General features: G+C 36.9%; 19 protein-coding genes and 1 pseudogene. 8 read left to right on the top strand and 12 right to left on the bottom strand.

What is annotated here, in order from left to right; translation table 11 throughout:
* The 7 genes from C233_RS23350 to C233_RS0121215 all read right to left on the bottom strand — a co-directional run.
* Positions 1-954 (bottom strand): A1S_2505 family phage non-structural protein (locus C233_RS23350; protein WP_018669509.1); only part of this gene is annotated, 954 nt, incomplete at its 3' end.
* A gap of 461 nt (positions 955-1,415) precedes the next feature.
* Entirely contained in the window at positions 1,416-2,354 is a 939-nt protein-coding gene (locus C233_RS0121240; protein WP_018669508.1) for a tyrosine-type recombinase/integrase, read from the bottom strand.
* A complete protein-coding gene (locus C233_RS0121235) occupies positions 2,332-2,928 on the bottom strand; it encodes a DNA methyltransferase family protein (protein ID WP_018669507.1) in 597 nt (198 codons plus the stop codon). Before C233_RS0121235 ends, C233_RS0121240 begins: the two co-directional genes overlap by 23 nt.
* Positions 2,915-3,781 carry an RNA polymerase sigma factor gene (locus tag C233_RS0121230; protein WP_018669506.1) on the bottom strand — a complete coding sequence of 289 codons (867 nt, stop codon included), beginning with the start codon at positions 3,779-3,781 and terminating at the stop codon, positions 2,915-2,917. The genes C233_RS0121235 and C233_RS0121230 overlap by 14 nt, the downstream gene beginning before the upstream one ends.
* A gap of 347 nt (positions 3,782-4,128) precedes the next feature.
* Positions 4,129-4,365, bottom strand: a complete 237-nt coding sequence (locus C233_RS0121225; protein WP_018669505.1) for a hypothetical protein — start codon at positions 4,363-4,365, stop codon at positions 4,129-4,131.
* A gap of 12 nt (positions 4,366-4,377) precedes the next feature.
* Positions 4,378-4,668, bottom strand: a complete 291-nt coding sequence (locus C233_RS23115; protein WP_018669504.1) for a helix-turn-helix domain-containing protein — start codon at positions 4,666-4,668, stop codon at positions 4,378-4,380.
* Between the two features lie 11 nt (positions 4,669-4,679).
* Entirely contained in the window at positions 4,680-5,012 is a 333-nt protein-coding gene (locus C233_RS0121215) for a hypothetical protein (protein ID WP_018669503.1), read from the bottom strand.
* 64 nt (positions 5,013-5,076) lie between these two features.
* On the opposite strand from C233_RS0121215, the gene C233_RS0121210 reads away from it, so the two are divergent.
* From C233_RS0121210 to C233_RS0121190, 5 genes are all read left to right on the top strand, one after another.
* On the top strand, positions 5,077-5,775 hold the full coding sequence (locus tag C233_RS0121210; protein ID WP_018669502.1) for a S24 family peptidase: 699 nt from the start codon (positions 5,077-5,079) through the stop codon (positions 5,773-5,775).
* 23 nt (positions 5,776-5,798) lie between these two features.
* A complete protein-coding gene (locus C233_RS0121205) occupies positions 5,799-6,275 on the top strand; it encodes a hypothetical protein (protein ID WP_018669501.1) in 477 nt (158 codons plus the stop codon).
* 20 nt (positions 6,276-6,295) lie between these two features.
* Complete coding sequence (locus C233_RS0121200; protein ID WP_018669500.1) at positions 6,296-7,162, top strand: hypothetical protein; 867 nt, start codon at positions 6,296-6,298, stop codon at positions 7,160-7,162.
* Between the two features lie 202 nt (positions 7,163-7,364).
* A complete protein-coding gene (locus C233_RS24945) occupies positions 7,365-7,856 on the top strand; it encodes a phage antirepressor KilAC domain-containing protein (protein ID WP_018669499.1) in 492 nt (163 codons plus the stop codon).
* Between the two features lie 115 nt (positions 7,857-7,971).
* A complete protein-coding gene (locus C233_RS0121190) occupies positions 7,972-8,172 on the top strand; it encodes a hypothetical protein (protein ID WP_018669498.1) in 201 nt (66 codons plus the stop codon).
* 60 nt (positions 8,173-8,232) lie between these two features.
* Here the strand turns inward: C233_RS0121190 and C233_RS23345 are convergent, their stop codons facing one another.
* The 4 genes from C233_RS23345 to C233_RS0121175 all read right to left on the bottom strand — a co-directional run bounded on the left by C233_RS23345 (position 8,233) and on the right by C233_RS0121175 (position 9,812).
* On the bottom strand, positions 8,233-8,763 hold the full coding sequence (locus C233_RS23345) for a phage antirepressor KilAC domain-containing protein (protein WP_051089664.1): 531 nt from the start codon (positions 8,761-8,763) through the stop codon (positions 8,233-8,235).
* Between the two features lie 16 nt (positions 8,764-8,779).
* Positions 8,780-8,998, bottom strand: coding sequence for a BRO family protein (locus tag C233_RS24330; RefSeq protein WP_034778461.1), 219 nt, complete (start codon positions 8,996-8,998; stop codon positions 8,780-8,782).
* A 318-nt stretch (positions 8,999-9,316) separates the two neighbouring features.
* The gene (locus C233_RS23095) at positions 9,317-9,496 is read right to left on the bottom strand and encodes a hypothetical protein (RefSeq protein WP_018669496.1); all 180 of its coding nucleotides are present in this window, start codon (positions 9,494-9,496) and stop codon (positions 9,317-9,319) included.
* 16 nt (positions 9,497-9,512) lie between these two features.
* The gene (locus C233_RS0121175) at positions 9,513-9,812 is read right to left on the bottom strand and encodes a hypothetical protein (protein ID WP_018669495.1); all 300 of its coding nucleotides are present in this window, start codon (positions 9,810-9,812) and stop codon (positions 9,513-9,515) included.
* A gap of 167 nt (positions 9,813-9,979) precedes the next feature.
* Here C233_RS0121175 and C233_RS0121170 point away from each other — a divergent pair, with 167 nt between their 5' ends.
* Genes C233_RS0121170 through C233_RS0121160 form a run of 3 tightly spaced genes read left to right on the top strand, consistent with a single transcriptional unit; the run spans position 9,980 to position 11,465 of the window.
* Positions 9,980-10,234: a helix-turn-helix domain-containing protein gene (locus tag C233_RS0121170; protein WP_018669494.1), complete on the top strand. Its 255-nt coding sequence runs from the start codon at positions 9,980-9,982 to the stop codon at positions 10,232-10,234.
* Positions 10,235-10,236: 2 nt separating this feature from the next.
* On the top strand, positions 10,237-10,920 hold the full coding sequence (locus C233_RS0121165) for a DUF3800 domain-containing protein (protein WP_025069158.1): 684 nt from the start codon (positions 10,237-10,239) through the stop codon (positions 10,918-10,920).
* A gap of 5 nt (positions 10,921-10,925) precedes the next feature.
* Positions 10,926-11,465 carry a hypothetical protein gene (locus tag C233_RS0121160; RefSeq protein ID WP_018669492.1) on the top strand — a complete coding sequence of 180 codons (540 nt, stop codon included), beginning with the start codon at positions 10,926-10,928 and terminating at the stop codon, positions 11,463-11,465.
* Positions 11,466-11,653: 188 nt separating this feature from the next.
* On the opposite strand, the pseudogene C233_RS23905 reads toward C233_RS0121160, so the two are convergent.
* A pseudogene (locus C233_RS23905) lies at positions 11,654-11,887 on the bottom strand (recombinase); the annotation flags it as partial.
* Positions 11,888-12,170 lie beyond the last annotated feature (283 nt).

The raw sequence follows: 12,170 nt of genomic DNA, 5'->3' as shown, positions 1-12,170 counted from the left end.
GCCGGTAGCCGATGCAGCACCACAGTCGCCGGTAGCCGATGCAGCACCACGGTTGCCGGAAGCCGATGCAGCACCACGGTTGCCGGAAGCCGATGCAGCACCACGGTTGCCGGAAGCCGATGCAGCACCACGGTCGCCGGTAGCCGATGCAGCACCACAGTCGCCGGTAGCCGATACAGCACCACGGTTGCCGGTAGCCGATGCAGCACCACGGTCGCCGGTAGCATTTTTTTCTTTCGTCCATTTACATTTACTGAACGTAAACTTGACGGCTGCATCTACAATATTTTTAATGCTTAATTCTGCCCCAATGCGGATTTTTGAACAAGCTATTTTTGTATCGCCTGTATCAACGCGCATATCTCCACTGCCTTCAACTTCATGAAATTTGTTCATGTCGATGCTTGCTGGAGGATAATGTCCGAATACGTCCAAGGGGTGCAGGCAGTAATGAAAACCATTGCTGCAAACGCTTATCTTACCTGGTTCTTCGTAATCTTTTCCCTCCTCATATTTGAAATCCCTGCAAGTCATATCAGGATTGAAGCCTTTGAACCCTTTTATCTTGCTGAATTCTTTCGGGATAGTAACATTACTTGGAAGGCTTGCTCTGAGAACCATATATGCCATATAATTTGTGTCAAATCCCGCTATTCCCGTCCCAATGGCGGTAAGAAGAAATTCTTTTTCAGGATGCTCATTGGCAAAATGCCGTAAATTGGCTAAAGAGTCTATAAGTTCTTTTTCCGAGACTTTCTGCATGTCCTTATCCAGTGTGGGTATGGCATAGGATTTTCCTTGTATTCCTTCTGCTTGTCCCATGACTGCGCCGAATTTGTCTACAGCCAATTTTGCAGCTCCACCGGCATGATTGCCGTTCATGTTGGAACCAAAAACAAATATTTGGTTTTCATTGAGTTCCTGAATATTCTCAGGAGTAAATTTCTTTTCCATATTTATATTGTTATTAATGAGTTTCAACTAAAAACCGGGCTATCTTCACAGACTGCCCGGCTGCGACTAAACAAATACTTCATCTATAGTCTGGAATGCAATAACGCATGTTCTAACTCCGAAGGAAAGCCTCTATTCTCACGAACGGGGGCTTGCCATGTCTGAAAACAAGGTTCGTGAATGAACCAAATACCAACATTAGGTAGTGGCGACACCCGGACTCGAACCGGGACGATTTTACTCGATATTGCCGTGAAGGAATTTCACCTATTATCTATATTCTCACGTGCACCTTCGCAGGTTGAGGTTAAGGCGAATGCTTTTCTGCATATAGTGGCATTCCTTTTATCGTGAACCTCTTTAATCCTTGCGTCTACCATTCCGCCATTTCGCCGTGTTCCCGACCAACACGTGGACGGGACTTGACATAATCGTTACATTAAGGCGAACCTTCACAGGCTTTATCTAAAAATTCTTTTTAGTCCTACATTCATAGCATTCCTCTTAGCTTCGTCGGAAGGGTGAACATATATATTAAGAGTTGTACCGACATCCGAATGTCCCAGGATAGACGAAGTTGTTTTTATATCCACTTTATTCTCAATGAGAGTTGTGGCGAATGTGTGCCTTAGCCCATGAAACTTTATACAGTGGTCTAATTTTACTTTCTCAAGTATAAAAATCTTATAATAATTCCTCAACGTTCGGGGCTCGATGAAATTATTTGAGCAGGAACATACATAATAGTCTTCGTTACTTACGGATTTAAACTTCTTCACCAACGGGAAAATACTTTTCATTATTGGTACGTATCTATCGGATGATGTCGTTTTAGGCGTACCTATTTCAATCCATGATTTTTTGCTATCAGGGTCATAAATACGTTCAAGCGTTTTGTTTACATGAATCATCTTGTTGTCTAAATCAACATCTTGCCATTGCAAAGCACATACTTCGCCTATTCTCATGCCTGTACAGATAGTAAGCAATATTCCAAGATTGCGAGGTGACGGGTTTTCTATGGCATAATCTACTATTCTCTTGTATTCGGCATTTGTGTACCTTTCTATTTTAGATACGCCTGTTTTAGCTTTAGTAGGCCAAACCATTTTCCAACGGGTATCCGGTACATTAATCTCGAATTCCTCGGACGCATAATGTATAAGCATCTTAAGAACGATTAGAATGTCATTGCAATACTTTGATGACAACCCTTCGTTTTCCATTAAGTTATAAATAAATGGAATGATTGTTTTTTTGTTAAGATTTTCTACATCCTCGTTACCCATGGCGGGACTTAGCACATTCGTGTATATCATCTTGTAGATGGATAATGTCGAAGTCTTCACCTGCTTTTCCTTCATAGGTAGCCAAGCGTTATATACATCTTGTAATTTCATGTTCGCACACTATTTTATCATTAATATTAGCTTTTATTATATCCGAAAATTCGAGCGTATCATCTTGGGCATTCAGTAGTATATATTTCTGCTTCACAGTGTTTTCAAGCACGTCTCCATGATATACATACCCCATTATTCCACGGATGGAAAGATTTAGCAAGAGTATCGGAATGGAACGAGATGACAGTTCCCAACATGTCACCATGTGTTGGGAGGGAAAATGTTCCCAAGGAAGCAAGTTATAGCAACGCTGCCACCAATCCGCAATAATCATAGAACCATTGCCGGCTGTCGGTTCATGAATCGTCCCGGATTGCTTTGTTAATTTCGAGCATAATATGCCGAGAGAATTGGGGGTGAAATCCTGCTTTTTCTGCTTCCGTTCCGACAATTCATTTTCATATAACTCTTGAAACCAGTCATGTGACATATCACAACCGTTCATTCGTATCAACTCATGATAGATTAGATTACGTCTTTGGGTATCTCCTTCAAGAATACACATTATCGCATCAGGAAGGTCTTTTAAGTCTTCTATTGCGAACAACCTAAGTACTTCATCTTTTCTCATAATATTCTATGTCTATTTTTAGTATTTTCTTAATCAAGGATATAGCTCGCGATACCCTGGCTTCAACATTCCCCTTGCTAATAGATAGCGCGTTAGCTATTTCTGCATTGTTAAACCCTCTACAACGCATAGACAATATCTCTCTATCCTTTTTTACCTTTAAGAGCTGAAATACGGGAAATTCAAATTCCGGATTAGGATAATAGATATCGAATCTAAGTTCTGGAATAAGTCTTATATGATATAGGTAATCTATGGCTCTCTTCTTGGAGTACCATATCCATGTAGCCAATATGTCGCCGCTGTCCCTTTTGCAAGCCACAAAAATGAAAGCATCCTGAACTATATCCTCTGAATCTTGCATCGGTAAATCGTACTTATAAGATATATGTTTACAGATGTTACGAAAATAATTCTTATACAACGTAGTACAATTATTCATTGTACTAATGTCTATCATATCAGACTCCTCACATGGTATATATAAGTTAGATAATGTATAATCGTCGCTGTTGCCATTTCTGTATTTAGGCCTTACCTCTAACCATCTCTTAGCTTTGAAGGCGTTATATATACATTGTGCTACCGTTACTTGTATCTCTTTTCTCGAACCGATAGACAATTTGACAAATCGTTCTGACGACTTCCGCTTAACATGGTGTTTGGGAATAATAAAACATCTATTACTGATAATTTTGCAGAAAAACACATTTCCGTCATCTGTTATATAATATTTTTTATTCACTGAATCCAAATCAAGAGGTATTTGTGCAGCCTTTCTTTCTGTATTCTCTTCAATAGACTGTTGGGCATTTTCCATCGAATCGATAAAATATCCATCTCTTATATTCATCTTAATCTGTTTTTACAGTTTTGCTCCCCTGAGCCAATTCGATTGGCGGCATCACGTCATTATCAGGGGATTTTCTTAATTTTGTGTCGCCAAACTAAAAATTAAGAAATATGGATGTGTCAGAATTAATCAAATGCTACAATATGCAGCATAAATCTTTGTTTACCACATCTTTGGTTGGCAAAAACGGTTTATGAATTACACCGTAATTGCTTTCACAATAAGTCTAAGAACGATATATAATGCTCCCTCCGCACGATTCGAACGTGCGACTTTCGCTAACTATGTTTCCGGTTCATAATAGCCATAGCGATGCTCTGCCTGGATGAGCTAAGAGGAAAGTTTTACTAATAGTCAAGGCTGTCGTAGTACTGCTTGTTGTTCATGTACTCCGACACTACCGCCGACCGTGAACTGTCATTTATCCGGCTGCTGATGAAGTCGTACTTCTCGGAACTCATGCCGGACAACACATCATCGTTGTATTCCACATGGCCGCTGTATATACATCCCGCCATTACCACAATAACTAAGGCTATCCGAAGCGCAAGCCGGGAGGCTCTGTTTAAATCGTAGGTTTTCATATTGTATAGTGATTAATGATTGGCTTTTATGTTGTCAATTTCTTTTGGACTGTAGTAAACCTTTCTTCCAATCTTAATTTTGGGCAGATAGCCTGATTTACCCCATCTATCCAGCGTACACGGGTGAACATGTAATATCTCTGCCGCTTCCTTGAGAGATATGAGTTTGTCATTCGAGTCGGGTAAGGTATTTGCTTTCACTTCCTCATTCCATTCTAAAAAAGCTCTCTTTAAGTCCTGTGCGCTAACTATAAAAAGCTGTTGGCTGGAAGAGTTGCTTCTCATTATTTCCCGAATATCCATAGCTTTATCTCCTATTTTAGTCTGGTTACTTCGTATTTTGTTTTGCTTACAGCTTTGAACTCAAACTTACCATATTCGCCCCTTGATTTGGCTTTATCGCTCTTCAATTCTGTGGATGCCGTTTTGACATTCCCGGGAAGCATATCATTTATGGTATATTCAACACAGGTCAGAGGTTCCATTGCAAGGAGAGTTTTTTTTACGTCCACCTTCTTAATTAGTTTTTTTCTTGCTTTTTTTATGATTATATCATTCATAACTAATACATTTGCATTGGTTAATTGACTAATCAGATTTCTAACTGATTTATGATGCAAATATACTAGAAGTTCTATATCTAGCATAGTACTTCTAGTTAATAAATATTAATAAGCTAGAATTTCTAACTATCAAAAATCAAATATCTATATGACGTTAAAGGAGAGAATGTTTTATCTTATTGAAAAAGAAGGTATTAACCCTAACCAATTTTATACTAAATCGGGCTTAGGTAATGGATATTTAGATAAGGTCGGAGATTCTTTTAGAAAGCCTACAATAGAAAAAATAAAAAAGAGCTTTCCGCATTGGAATATGGATTGGATTCTTTACGAAAAAGGAGAGCCTATTACTAATTCTATAAAAGATATAGAAATTTTAGAAGCTATACCATTAAACCGAAACTATATCATAAATGTACCGCTAGTAAACCAATATGCGCAGGCTGGTTATCTATGTGGTTTTCAAGATGCTGCATATATAGCTACATTGCCTACTATACCTTTTATAATAGACCATGAGGCTAAAGGGAATTATGTGGCTTTTGAAGTTAGAGGTGATAGCATGAACGATGGGACTGAGGAAAGCTATCTTGAAGGAGATAAACTTCTTTGTCGGGAAATTGCTCCATATCTATGGGCAGAGTACAAACTTCACATTAGAAAGTGGGATTTTGTAATAGTCCATGAAGAAGGAATATTAGTCAAAAGGATTATTGACCATAATGTAGAAAATCATACGATAACAATACATTCCCTAAATGATATGTATCCTGATAGGGTTATTGATTTAGCAGAAGTCAGGCAAATTTTTAATGTGATAGAATTGCAAAGGCCAAGAAGGAGATAAATACACCAAATTAATTTAATATTATGGGATTTCTTGACATGTTTAAAAGTAAACCAGAAAGAGAGGAACAAGTAAAAAATGATATTGCAGATTTCTTTCATATAGATATAAATAACCTATTTCAATATAGCCCAACTTATTCTCATTCAGAAGAAAATATTGCTGGGAAAGAGGTTAGACATTATAAACTTAGGTTAAAAGAGTTGGAACTCGGAGTATTTTATGAACTTAAGATAATAGAAGTTGGAGAAAACGAGTTAAATGTTTCCTTTATAGGAAGAAGTAGTATTTTAACTGACGAATTGAAAGAATTTATAAATTTCTGTGCTAATTGTTACGGTTTAGATAATTCTGGATATGGAAGAATTGAAAACAAGGATTATTTAGATGTAGAAAGAAAGTTGTTTTCTCGTATGTGGAATAAAATTTGGATAACGAATCTTGCTACCGATAATGATAATATGGAAATGGTAATATATTCACTAAAAAAGCGACTGTAAATCTGGTAAATAAGTCCGTTATGAAAAGTTTATTTTTTTTTGTAGCAATATCTTTATTATTGATAGGTTGTGGCTCAGATGAAAACATCATAAATGAGCCTGAGATACCTAATCATAGTAGTGACAGTTTTATTCAAGTAGACGACATGGCTCTGAGAGGATATGTTTTTGAAGGATATTACTATATAGAAGCCGTAGATGCGGAGAAAAATGTAATATTTACCATTAAAGACAAGGCAGAAGATTATGTTCATGATAGGGGTTTTGGAGAGAAAGAATATTACACTGTTGATGGGTGCTATCTATTAGATGCTTTTAGAAAGAATAATAATTTATATGTATTTGTAAGTCTATACGATAAACCCTATCATCCACACAAGTTTATACTAAAAATACAAAATGGGGAAGTTGTTCGGAAAGTGTATTTCGACAGTGACGATTATCATAACCATCGTTTTTTCCCTGAAAGGATGATAAATTGGTATGGAGAGTACATAGCTATTTATATTACACCAAAAACAAGCTATAATGACATGGCTATATTGGATGAAAATTTAAATTACACAGATGATATATCATGGAGTGGTATTGATATATGGGTTGAAAATATAGAGAAAAATAACTATATTCTTTTTTCTCCCAATAACATGATATACACTGTAGGAAATACTGTTGTATGTGCTGACATGTCTAAGTATGAATATATAACGTGGGAGACAGGATTCACCGAAGAGGAAATAAGGTTAATTAAAGCAGACTATTCTTTAGAAGGAAATAATGTAACGATAGATGTTAGGGCTATCACCAAAGCTGGAGAAAATAAAAAATATCATTTGGTGCTGAGTAAAGATACAGGGGAGATTATTTCCAGATTGCATACCTCGTAGGCTGTAGATACAGTACACATCTAAAGAATGACGGTCATTCTTATATAATCTTTAGTTTTCAAACAGCAAACGAAATGCAAGAGCGAAACTTTTGCATTGTGTTTTATAACATGTATTGCAACAATTGTAGAATAAAATATATTATATATCTAAAGAAGTAATTAACTTTGCCGCACATTATTTAACTAAAGCATTTATAAATATGAAAAAGACTTTATTTTTACTGGTAATACTGCCAATGGTATTATTTACGGCTTGTTCTGATGACAAAGATGATATAGACGCTGCTTTGATAGAGGGAAGTTGGGGGCTTGTACATTCGGAAGGGTATGATAAATACGACCCGTCAGACCCTTTCGAATGGGATTATGACTGTGACCCGTTAGACCCATCTTCTTATAGTGATGCCAAGATAGATATATTTAAAATGGATGGAAACAAATATTATCAAGTTACTTATTACTGGAGTGTATATTCAAAGAAATGGGTAAAAGAAGGTGAAGGATATACATTTACTATCAGCGGAAATACAATAACTCCCATCTCCAATGCTATGAAATTGGGACTTTTTGAATTGAAGAAAACATCAATCACTAAGCCAGATGGCTCTGTATTGGTAACTACCACTACTAAAGTGACTGGCAAGGGGCAGATTTACTTTGTAGATAAGTTCTTGGGTAAAGATGTGGCTTGATAAAAACCATAGGTCAAAAATGCCCATTGGTGAAAATCAGCTACTTATAAAAATTAAGGACAGAAATAGGAAAGAATGAGATAGAAGTTATGAAAAACTTGGTCTTTAAACGAGTATGAATATTAAAACCTCAATTAAAAATTTCCTCTCGAAAAGGAAGAGAATGAAGTTCGTATCTATTGTAATCAACAGCAATTTAGTAACCGGAAATACCGAAGCGTCAACAGCTATAAGAATGGCGGAAGAACTTGCCCGATATGTAGAAAAAGGAGAGTATAACCCTAATACCCTACCCAATGGGTATCGCTATGAATAAAATTATAAAAAAGCCCCGGACTCATGAACGGGGCAAAATGCTTATATTAGGATACCCTCCTTAATTTAACTTTTTGTATATCATTTTTGCATAATATGTAGAGCCTTCCATTCCTTCTATTGTCATACTGTTAGATGTCAAATTCAGAACTTTAAAGCTGGCATTATCATATTCTTCGGCCTTTTGTGTTGGCTGATTGTAGTAGTCACCCTTCTGGCAAAGATAACCATTCTCACGCATCCAGCTAAACAAACGGTTTTGACCGATATTTACTCCATTTTGTTGCAGTATCTTTGCCAATTCAGCAACCAAGCAAGAACGTTGAGAAGCTGAAACGGCATCAGCCAAAAGAACTTTAGGTGCATCTTTTTGAATCTTCTGTTCTGCAATTTCTGCTTTTTGTTCGGCTTCGATACGTTTTTGCTTTTCTTCTTTTAGATTGGTTGCAAGCTGAATTAGAAAATCGGGTGAGGTCAAAGCCTTTTTAAGCGTTTCTTGCGTCATGTATGTACCATGCTTGCGGATTGAGGGCAAAACTTCATCGCAAACCCAATCTTGGAATTTTTCAGCATCCGGTAATTTGGATTTCATTGTCAACCGATAAACTTCACTTTCTTTGCCATACTTTATAGCTTGTACACCACTTTGGGTGGGGGTTTCCAAAACAGTAACCCCCCTTACAATGGTCTATAACAGCTTTAGCAGGATTTGAATAGCCAAGTGCTTTAGCTACATCTGCCAAGCAAAACAACGGTTCTTCATTCTCATTCATAGCAATTCTTACTTTCCCGAACTGCTCATTTTGGAAAATCTGAATATTATTCATACTTTTACGCAGTTTTAAAAATTGAACCCCACCAAAGGCAAGTTCCTCACTTCTTACCGATGGCGGGGTTTATACTTTTTCAGCCGTGAGGATGGCTGCATTATTTCTGTCTGCGAATTTACCACTAACCGATTGCGCGACCTAAAAAATGTCGTGTGCAGAACAAACAATTGGCAAAAGGTTTGTTATTTATAGAAAAAGCAGCCCCTAAGTGTATAGAGGCTGCTTGTAATGCCTTTCTTGCCAGCCCGCCAGCCGTATTGCTGGCGGGGCATCGTAACGTGAAACGTTGGTCGAAACCTCAACGTGCATCTTACACTATCTGTTTACGCGGCAATCATTTCCTAATCTTTTCTTCATTTCAGCTATTGAGTTATCCAGGTCGGCAATCATCCTCTCATAGTCCTGGTGTGATGCGGCTACATTGTCTGCTATTATATTGCCAAGTTCCTCGATAGAGGTACATATCTTGTTTACGAGCTGTTTGTTTTCTTCCATGATATTCTATATTTAATTAATCACCTACATAATGAGAACCGAAACGCCCGTAGCTATACGGATTATAGTAAGCAGATGCCGGGATTGACAAATCATCATAAGAACTGCGCTCGATAGGTTCAACTAAAGCGGCTCTCATGGCTTCTTTCTCTGCGGTTCTTGTCTCTTCATCAGTTACACGTTTCTTTTCGTTAGACCAAGCAAGTTTAAGACAGTCTGCCCAAGTCTTTACTCCATGAGTGAGTGAATACAGTTTCATGTACTTCTTAATCTGGTGGGCGGCTTTCATTATCTTACTTAAGTTGTAGCGTTTCATAATCGTTGTTCTTTATTGTTTAACTTTGACGACACAAAGGTGGTATTTTCGTACCACATAAACAAATAAAGGTGTAATTATAATATATCATTTAACTTTAATTAGTGATACGATAATACCACATCTTTAATATTAATGTATCTTTGCAGAAACAAAACTTATGAAGTATGATTGAGCAACTAAGAATTAAAGAAGCCATCAAAGAACATGGCACATCAATTAATGAAGTCGCTGAAAAAATGGGAATTTCCCGTTTTACTCTTAGCACTCATGTAAATGGTAATCCATCTACGGAAATTCTTTTAAGGATTGCGGATGCCATAGGTTGCCCGATAACTGAACTATTTGAAAAGCCCAAAAGCGATGGAGCCTCTATCACGTGCCCGAACTGCGGGAAGAATATAAACATTAAAGTAGAATGAGTATGAGTAAAACATTTAATATTTATTGTGACGAAAGTACACATCTAAAGAATGACGGTCATCCTTATATGCTTTTGGGGTATGTAAGTATTGCATATCCACAAATAAAAATGGCAAGGGAGCAAATTAAGGCCATTAAAGCAAAACATAATTACGAAGGTGAGCTGAAATGGACTAATGTACATGATGCAACGTATCCGATGTATAATGAACTCGTTGACTATTTTTTTATGACAGACATGAAGTTTAGAGTTGTCATCGTGGATAAATCTCAGATAGATGAAACACGTCCTGAATATACTTTCAATGACTTCTATTTCAGAATGTACTATCAGCTTCTGCATCATCTGACTGACATGGAGAATGAATACAATGTGTTTTTCGATATAAAAGACACCTGTAGCCATAATAAACTACATAAACTGCAGGAAATTTTAAAATGGAACACATCTATTAGGCATTTTCAATTTATACGCTCTCATGAGAGTAGTTTTGTACAGTTGGCAGATATATTGATGGGAGCCATAAATTATAATTTACGAATTGAGAAAGGGGATGTAGAAGGTAAGGTTATTGCCAAAAGAAAGATTGTAGATAAAATACAAGAACATGCAAATATTTCATTAAATAAAACAACCCCATTATTTAAGAAAAAGTTTAATCTATTCTTTATCTCGCTAAAATAATAACTATGCCCTTCAATTTATTAAAGAAATATCCGGAGTTACTTGAGATTCTACATTTAAATGAATATCAACGCAAAGAGTCTCTTATGAGAATCTATAAAAGAGATATAGAAGATAATCCAAATTTCAAGTTTAGAGAAAAACAAATCTATCCAATCAAGTCGGACGGTGAAGCTGATATGGGGCGACAATTTACACATCTTACCTGCGAGGAAGTACAAGAAATAGATGAGAATGGCAACCTACTCCCAGCTAAACGAGTTTTTGAAAAAGACCGTTCTCAACGGCTGCATTGGATAAATCATCACATCCAAGAATTGGTATCTGAAAATGTAGAAGTTTTTAGTGTAACAGAGCGCGACCAAAGAAAACGTTGCGATGTCACAAAAACATATATTTACAATAAGAAGGAGAAATATGTGATAGTTCTTGAATGCCAAAGAAAAAGTTCTTATTATTTATTGACAGCCTATTACTTGAACAAAGAATATGCGGAGAAAAGTATAAAAAAGAAGATGAAGAAGCGTTTACCGAATATTGAATAAAAGACGCAGGGCTCAGATTTATATCAAGATAAACCGAGCCCCGAAACTCCTTCTATTTGTAGATGAGCGTTGCAAATATACGCTGATATATTTGAATATACAACAATTTTTGCACCATGATTGTTTATTTAACGCCGTGATATAAAATTAACATAACTATATTGGCCGAATAAAGGAACGCTTTAGAGTTATTCAATCAAAGAAACCACCTCTTTCTTTATTTCATCGTCTATCTCACGGTATCTGGCAAAAGCCTTGCTTCCTTCGGTATGTCCGGAGAGCGCACCGACAAGGTTAGGGTCTTTGACTTTTTTATACAGATTGCCTATGAATGTCCTTCTTGCCATGTGAGAGGATGCAACTTCGTTTATCGGTCGCTTCTCCTCCTTGCCCGTGGTCGGATTAAGAACAGTAACCATGCGGGTTATACTGCAACATTTAAATAGGGACATTCAGTAAATAATATAAAATCAGCCAACTAATTCATACACAAAATATTGCGAATTAGCTGGCTTTTTTGTATCTTTAGGTATTCCCCCGCAAATAAGGTTTGAAGGCCAAAACGGGGGAAATTCCCCGACTAAGATATGGCTAAGATACAAAATATTTCCGAAATTCACCCAACTTTGGGCTTCACAGAATTTGATGTTCTGGAAAAATACCGCAAAAGTTTTAATGAGAGTGAGCTTGGCAGGCTTCACTCAG

Source organism: Bacteroides gallinarum DSM 18171 = JCM 13658, from assembly GCF_000374365.1.
GTDB lineage: Bacteria > Bacteroidota > Bacteroidia > Bacteroidales > Bacteroidaceae > Bacteroides > Bacteroides gallinarum.
Note: the sequence above shows the minus strand (reverse complement) of the source record. Positions and strands in the feature narration are given on the sequence as shown.

Excerpts from the sequence above, each read along its gene's own strand:
- C233_RS0121200 (WP_018669500.1), top strand. The coding sequence starts at position 6,296 with ATGAAAAGTTTATTTTTTTTTGTAGCAATATCTTTATTATTGATAGGT.
- C233_RS0121205 (WP_018669501.1), top strand. The coding sequence starts at position 5,799 with ATGGGATTTCTTGACATGTTTAAAAGTAAACCAGAAAGAGAGGAACAA.
- C233_RS24945 (WP_018669499.1), top strand. The coding sequence starts at position 7,365 with ATGAAAAAGACTTTATTTTTACTGGTAATACTGCCAATGGTATTATTT.
- C233_RS0121165 (WP_025069158.1), top strand. The coding sequence starts at position 10,237 with ATGAGTAAAACATTTAATATTTATTGTGACGAAAGTACACATCTAAAG.
- C233_RS0121175 (WP_018669495.1), bottom strand. The coding sequence starts at position 9,812 with ATGAAACGCTACAACTTAAGTAAGATAATGAAAGCCGCCCACCAGATT.
- C233_RS0121230 (WP_018669506.1), bottom strand. The coding sequence starts at position 3,781 with ATGAATATAAGAGATGGATATTTTATCGATTCGATGGAAAATGCCCAA.
- C233_RS0121170 (WP_018669494.1), top strand. The coding sequence starts at position 9,980 with ATGATTGAGCAACTAAGAATTAAAGAAGCCATCAAAGAACATGGCACA.
- C233_RS0121235 (WP_018669507.1), bottom strand. The coding sequence starts at position 2,928 with ATGAGAAAAGATGAAGTACTTAGGTTGTTCGCAATAGAAGACTTAAAA.
- C233_RS24330 (WP_034778461.1), bottom strand. The coding sequence starts at position 8,998 with ATGAATAATATTCAGATTTTCCAAAATGAGCAGTTCGGGAAAGTAAGA.
- C233_RS0121190 (WP_018669498.1), top strand. The coding sequence starts at position 7,972 with ATGAATATTAAAACCTCAATTAAAAATTTCCTCTCGAAAAGGAAGAGA.
- C233_RS0121215 (WP_018669503.1), bottom strand. The coding sequence starts at position 5,012 with ATGCTAGATATAGAACTTCTAGTATATTTGCATCATAAATCAGTTAGA.
- C233_RS23115 (WP_018669504.1), bottom strand. The coding sequence starts at position 4,668 with ATGGATATTCGGGAAATAATGAGAAGCAACTCTTCCAGCCAACAGCTT.
- C233_RS23095 (WP_018669496.1), bottom strand. The coding sequence starts at position 9,496 with ATGGAAGAAAACAAACAGCTCGTAAACAAGATATGTACCTCTATCGAG.
- C233_RS0121160 (WP_018669492.1), top strand. The coding sequence starts at position 10,926 with ATGCCCTTCAATTTATTAAAGAAATATCCGGAGTTACTTGAGATTCTA.
- C233_RS0121225 (WP_018669505.1), bottom strand. The coding sequence starts at position 4,365 with ATGAAAACCTACGATTTAAACAGAGCCTCCCGGCTTGCGCTTCGGATA.
- C233_RS0121240 (WP_018669508.1), bottom strand. The coding sequence starts at position 2,354 with ATGAAATTACAAGATGTATATAACGCTTGGCTACCTATGAAGGAAAAG.
- C233_RS23345 (WP_051089664.1), bottom strand. The coding sequence starts at position 8,763 with ATGAAATCCAAATTACCGGATGCTGAAAAATTCCAAGATTGGGTTTGC.
- C233_RS0121210 (WP_018669502.1), top strand. The coding sequence starts at position 5,077 with ATGACGTTAAAGGAGAGAATGTTTTATCTTATTGAAAAAGAAGGTATT.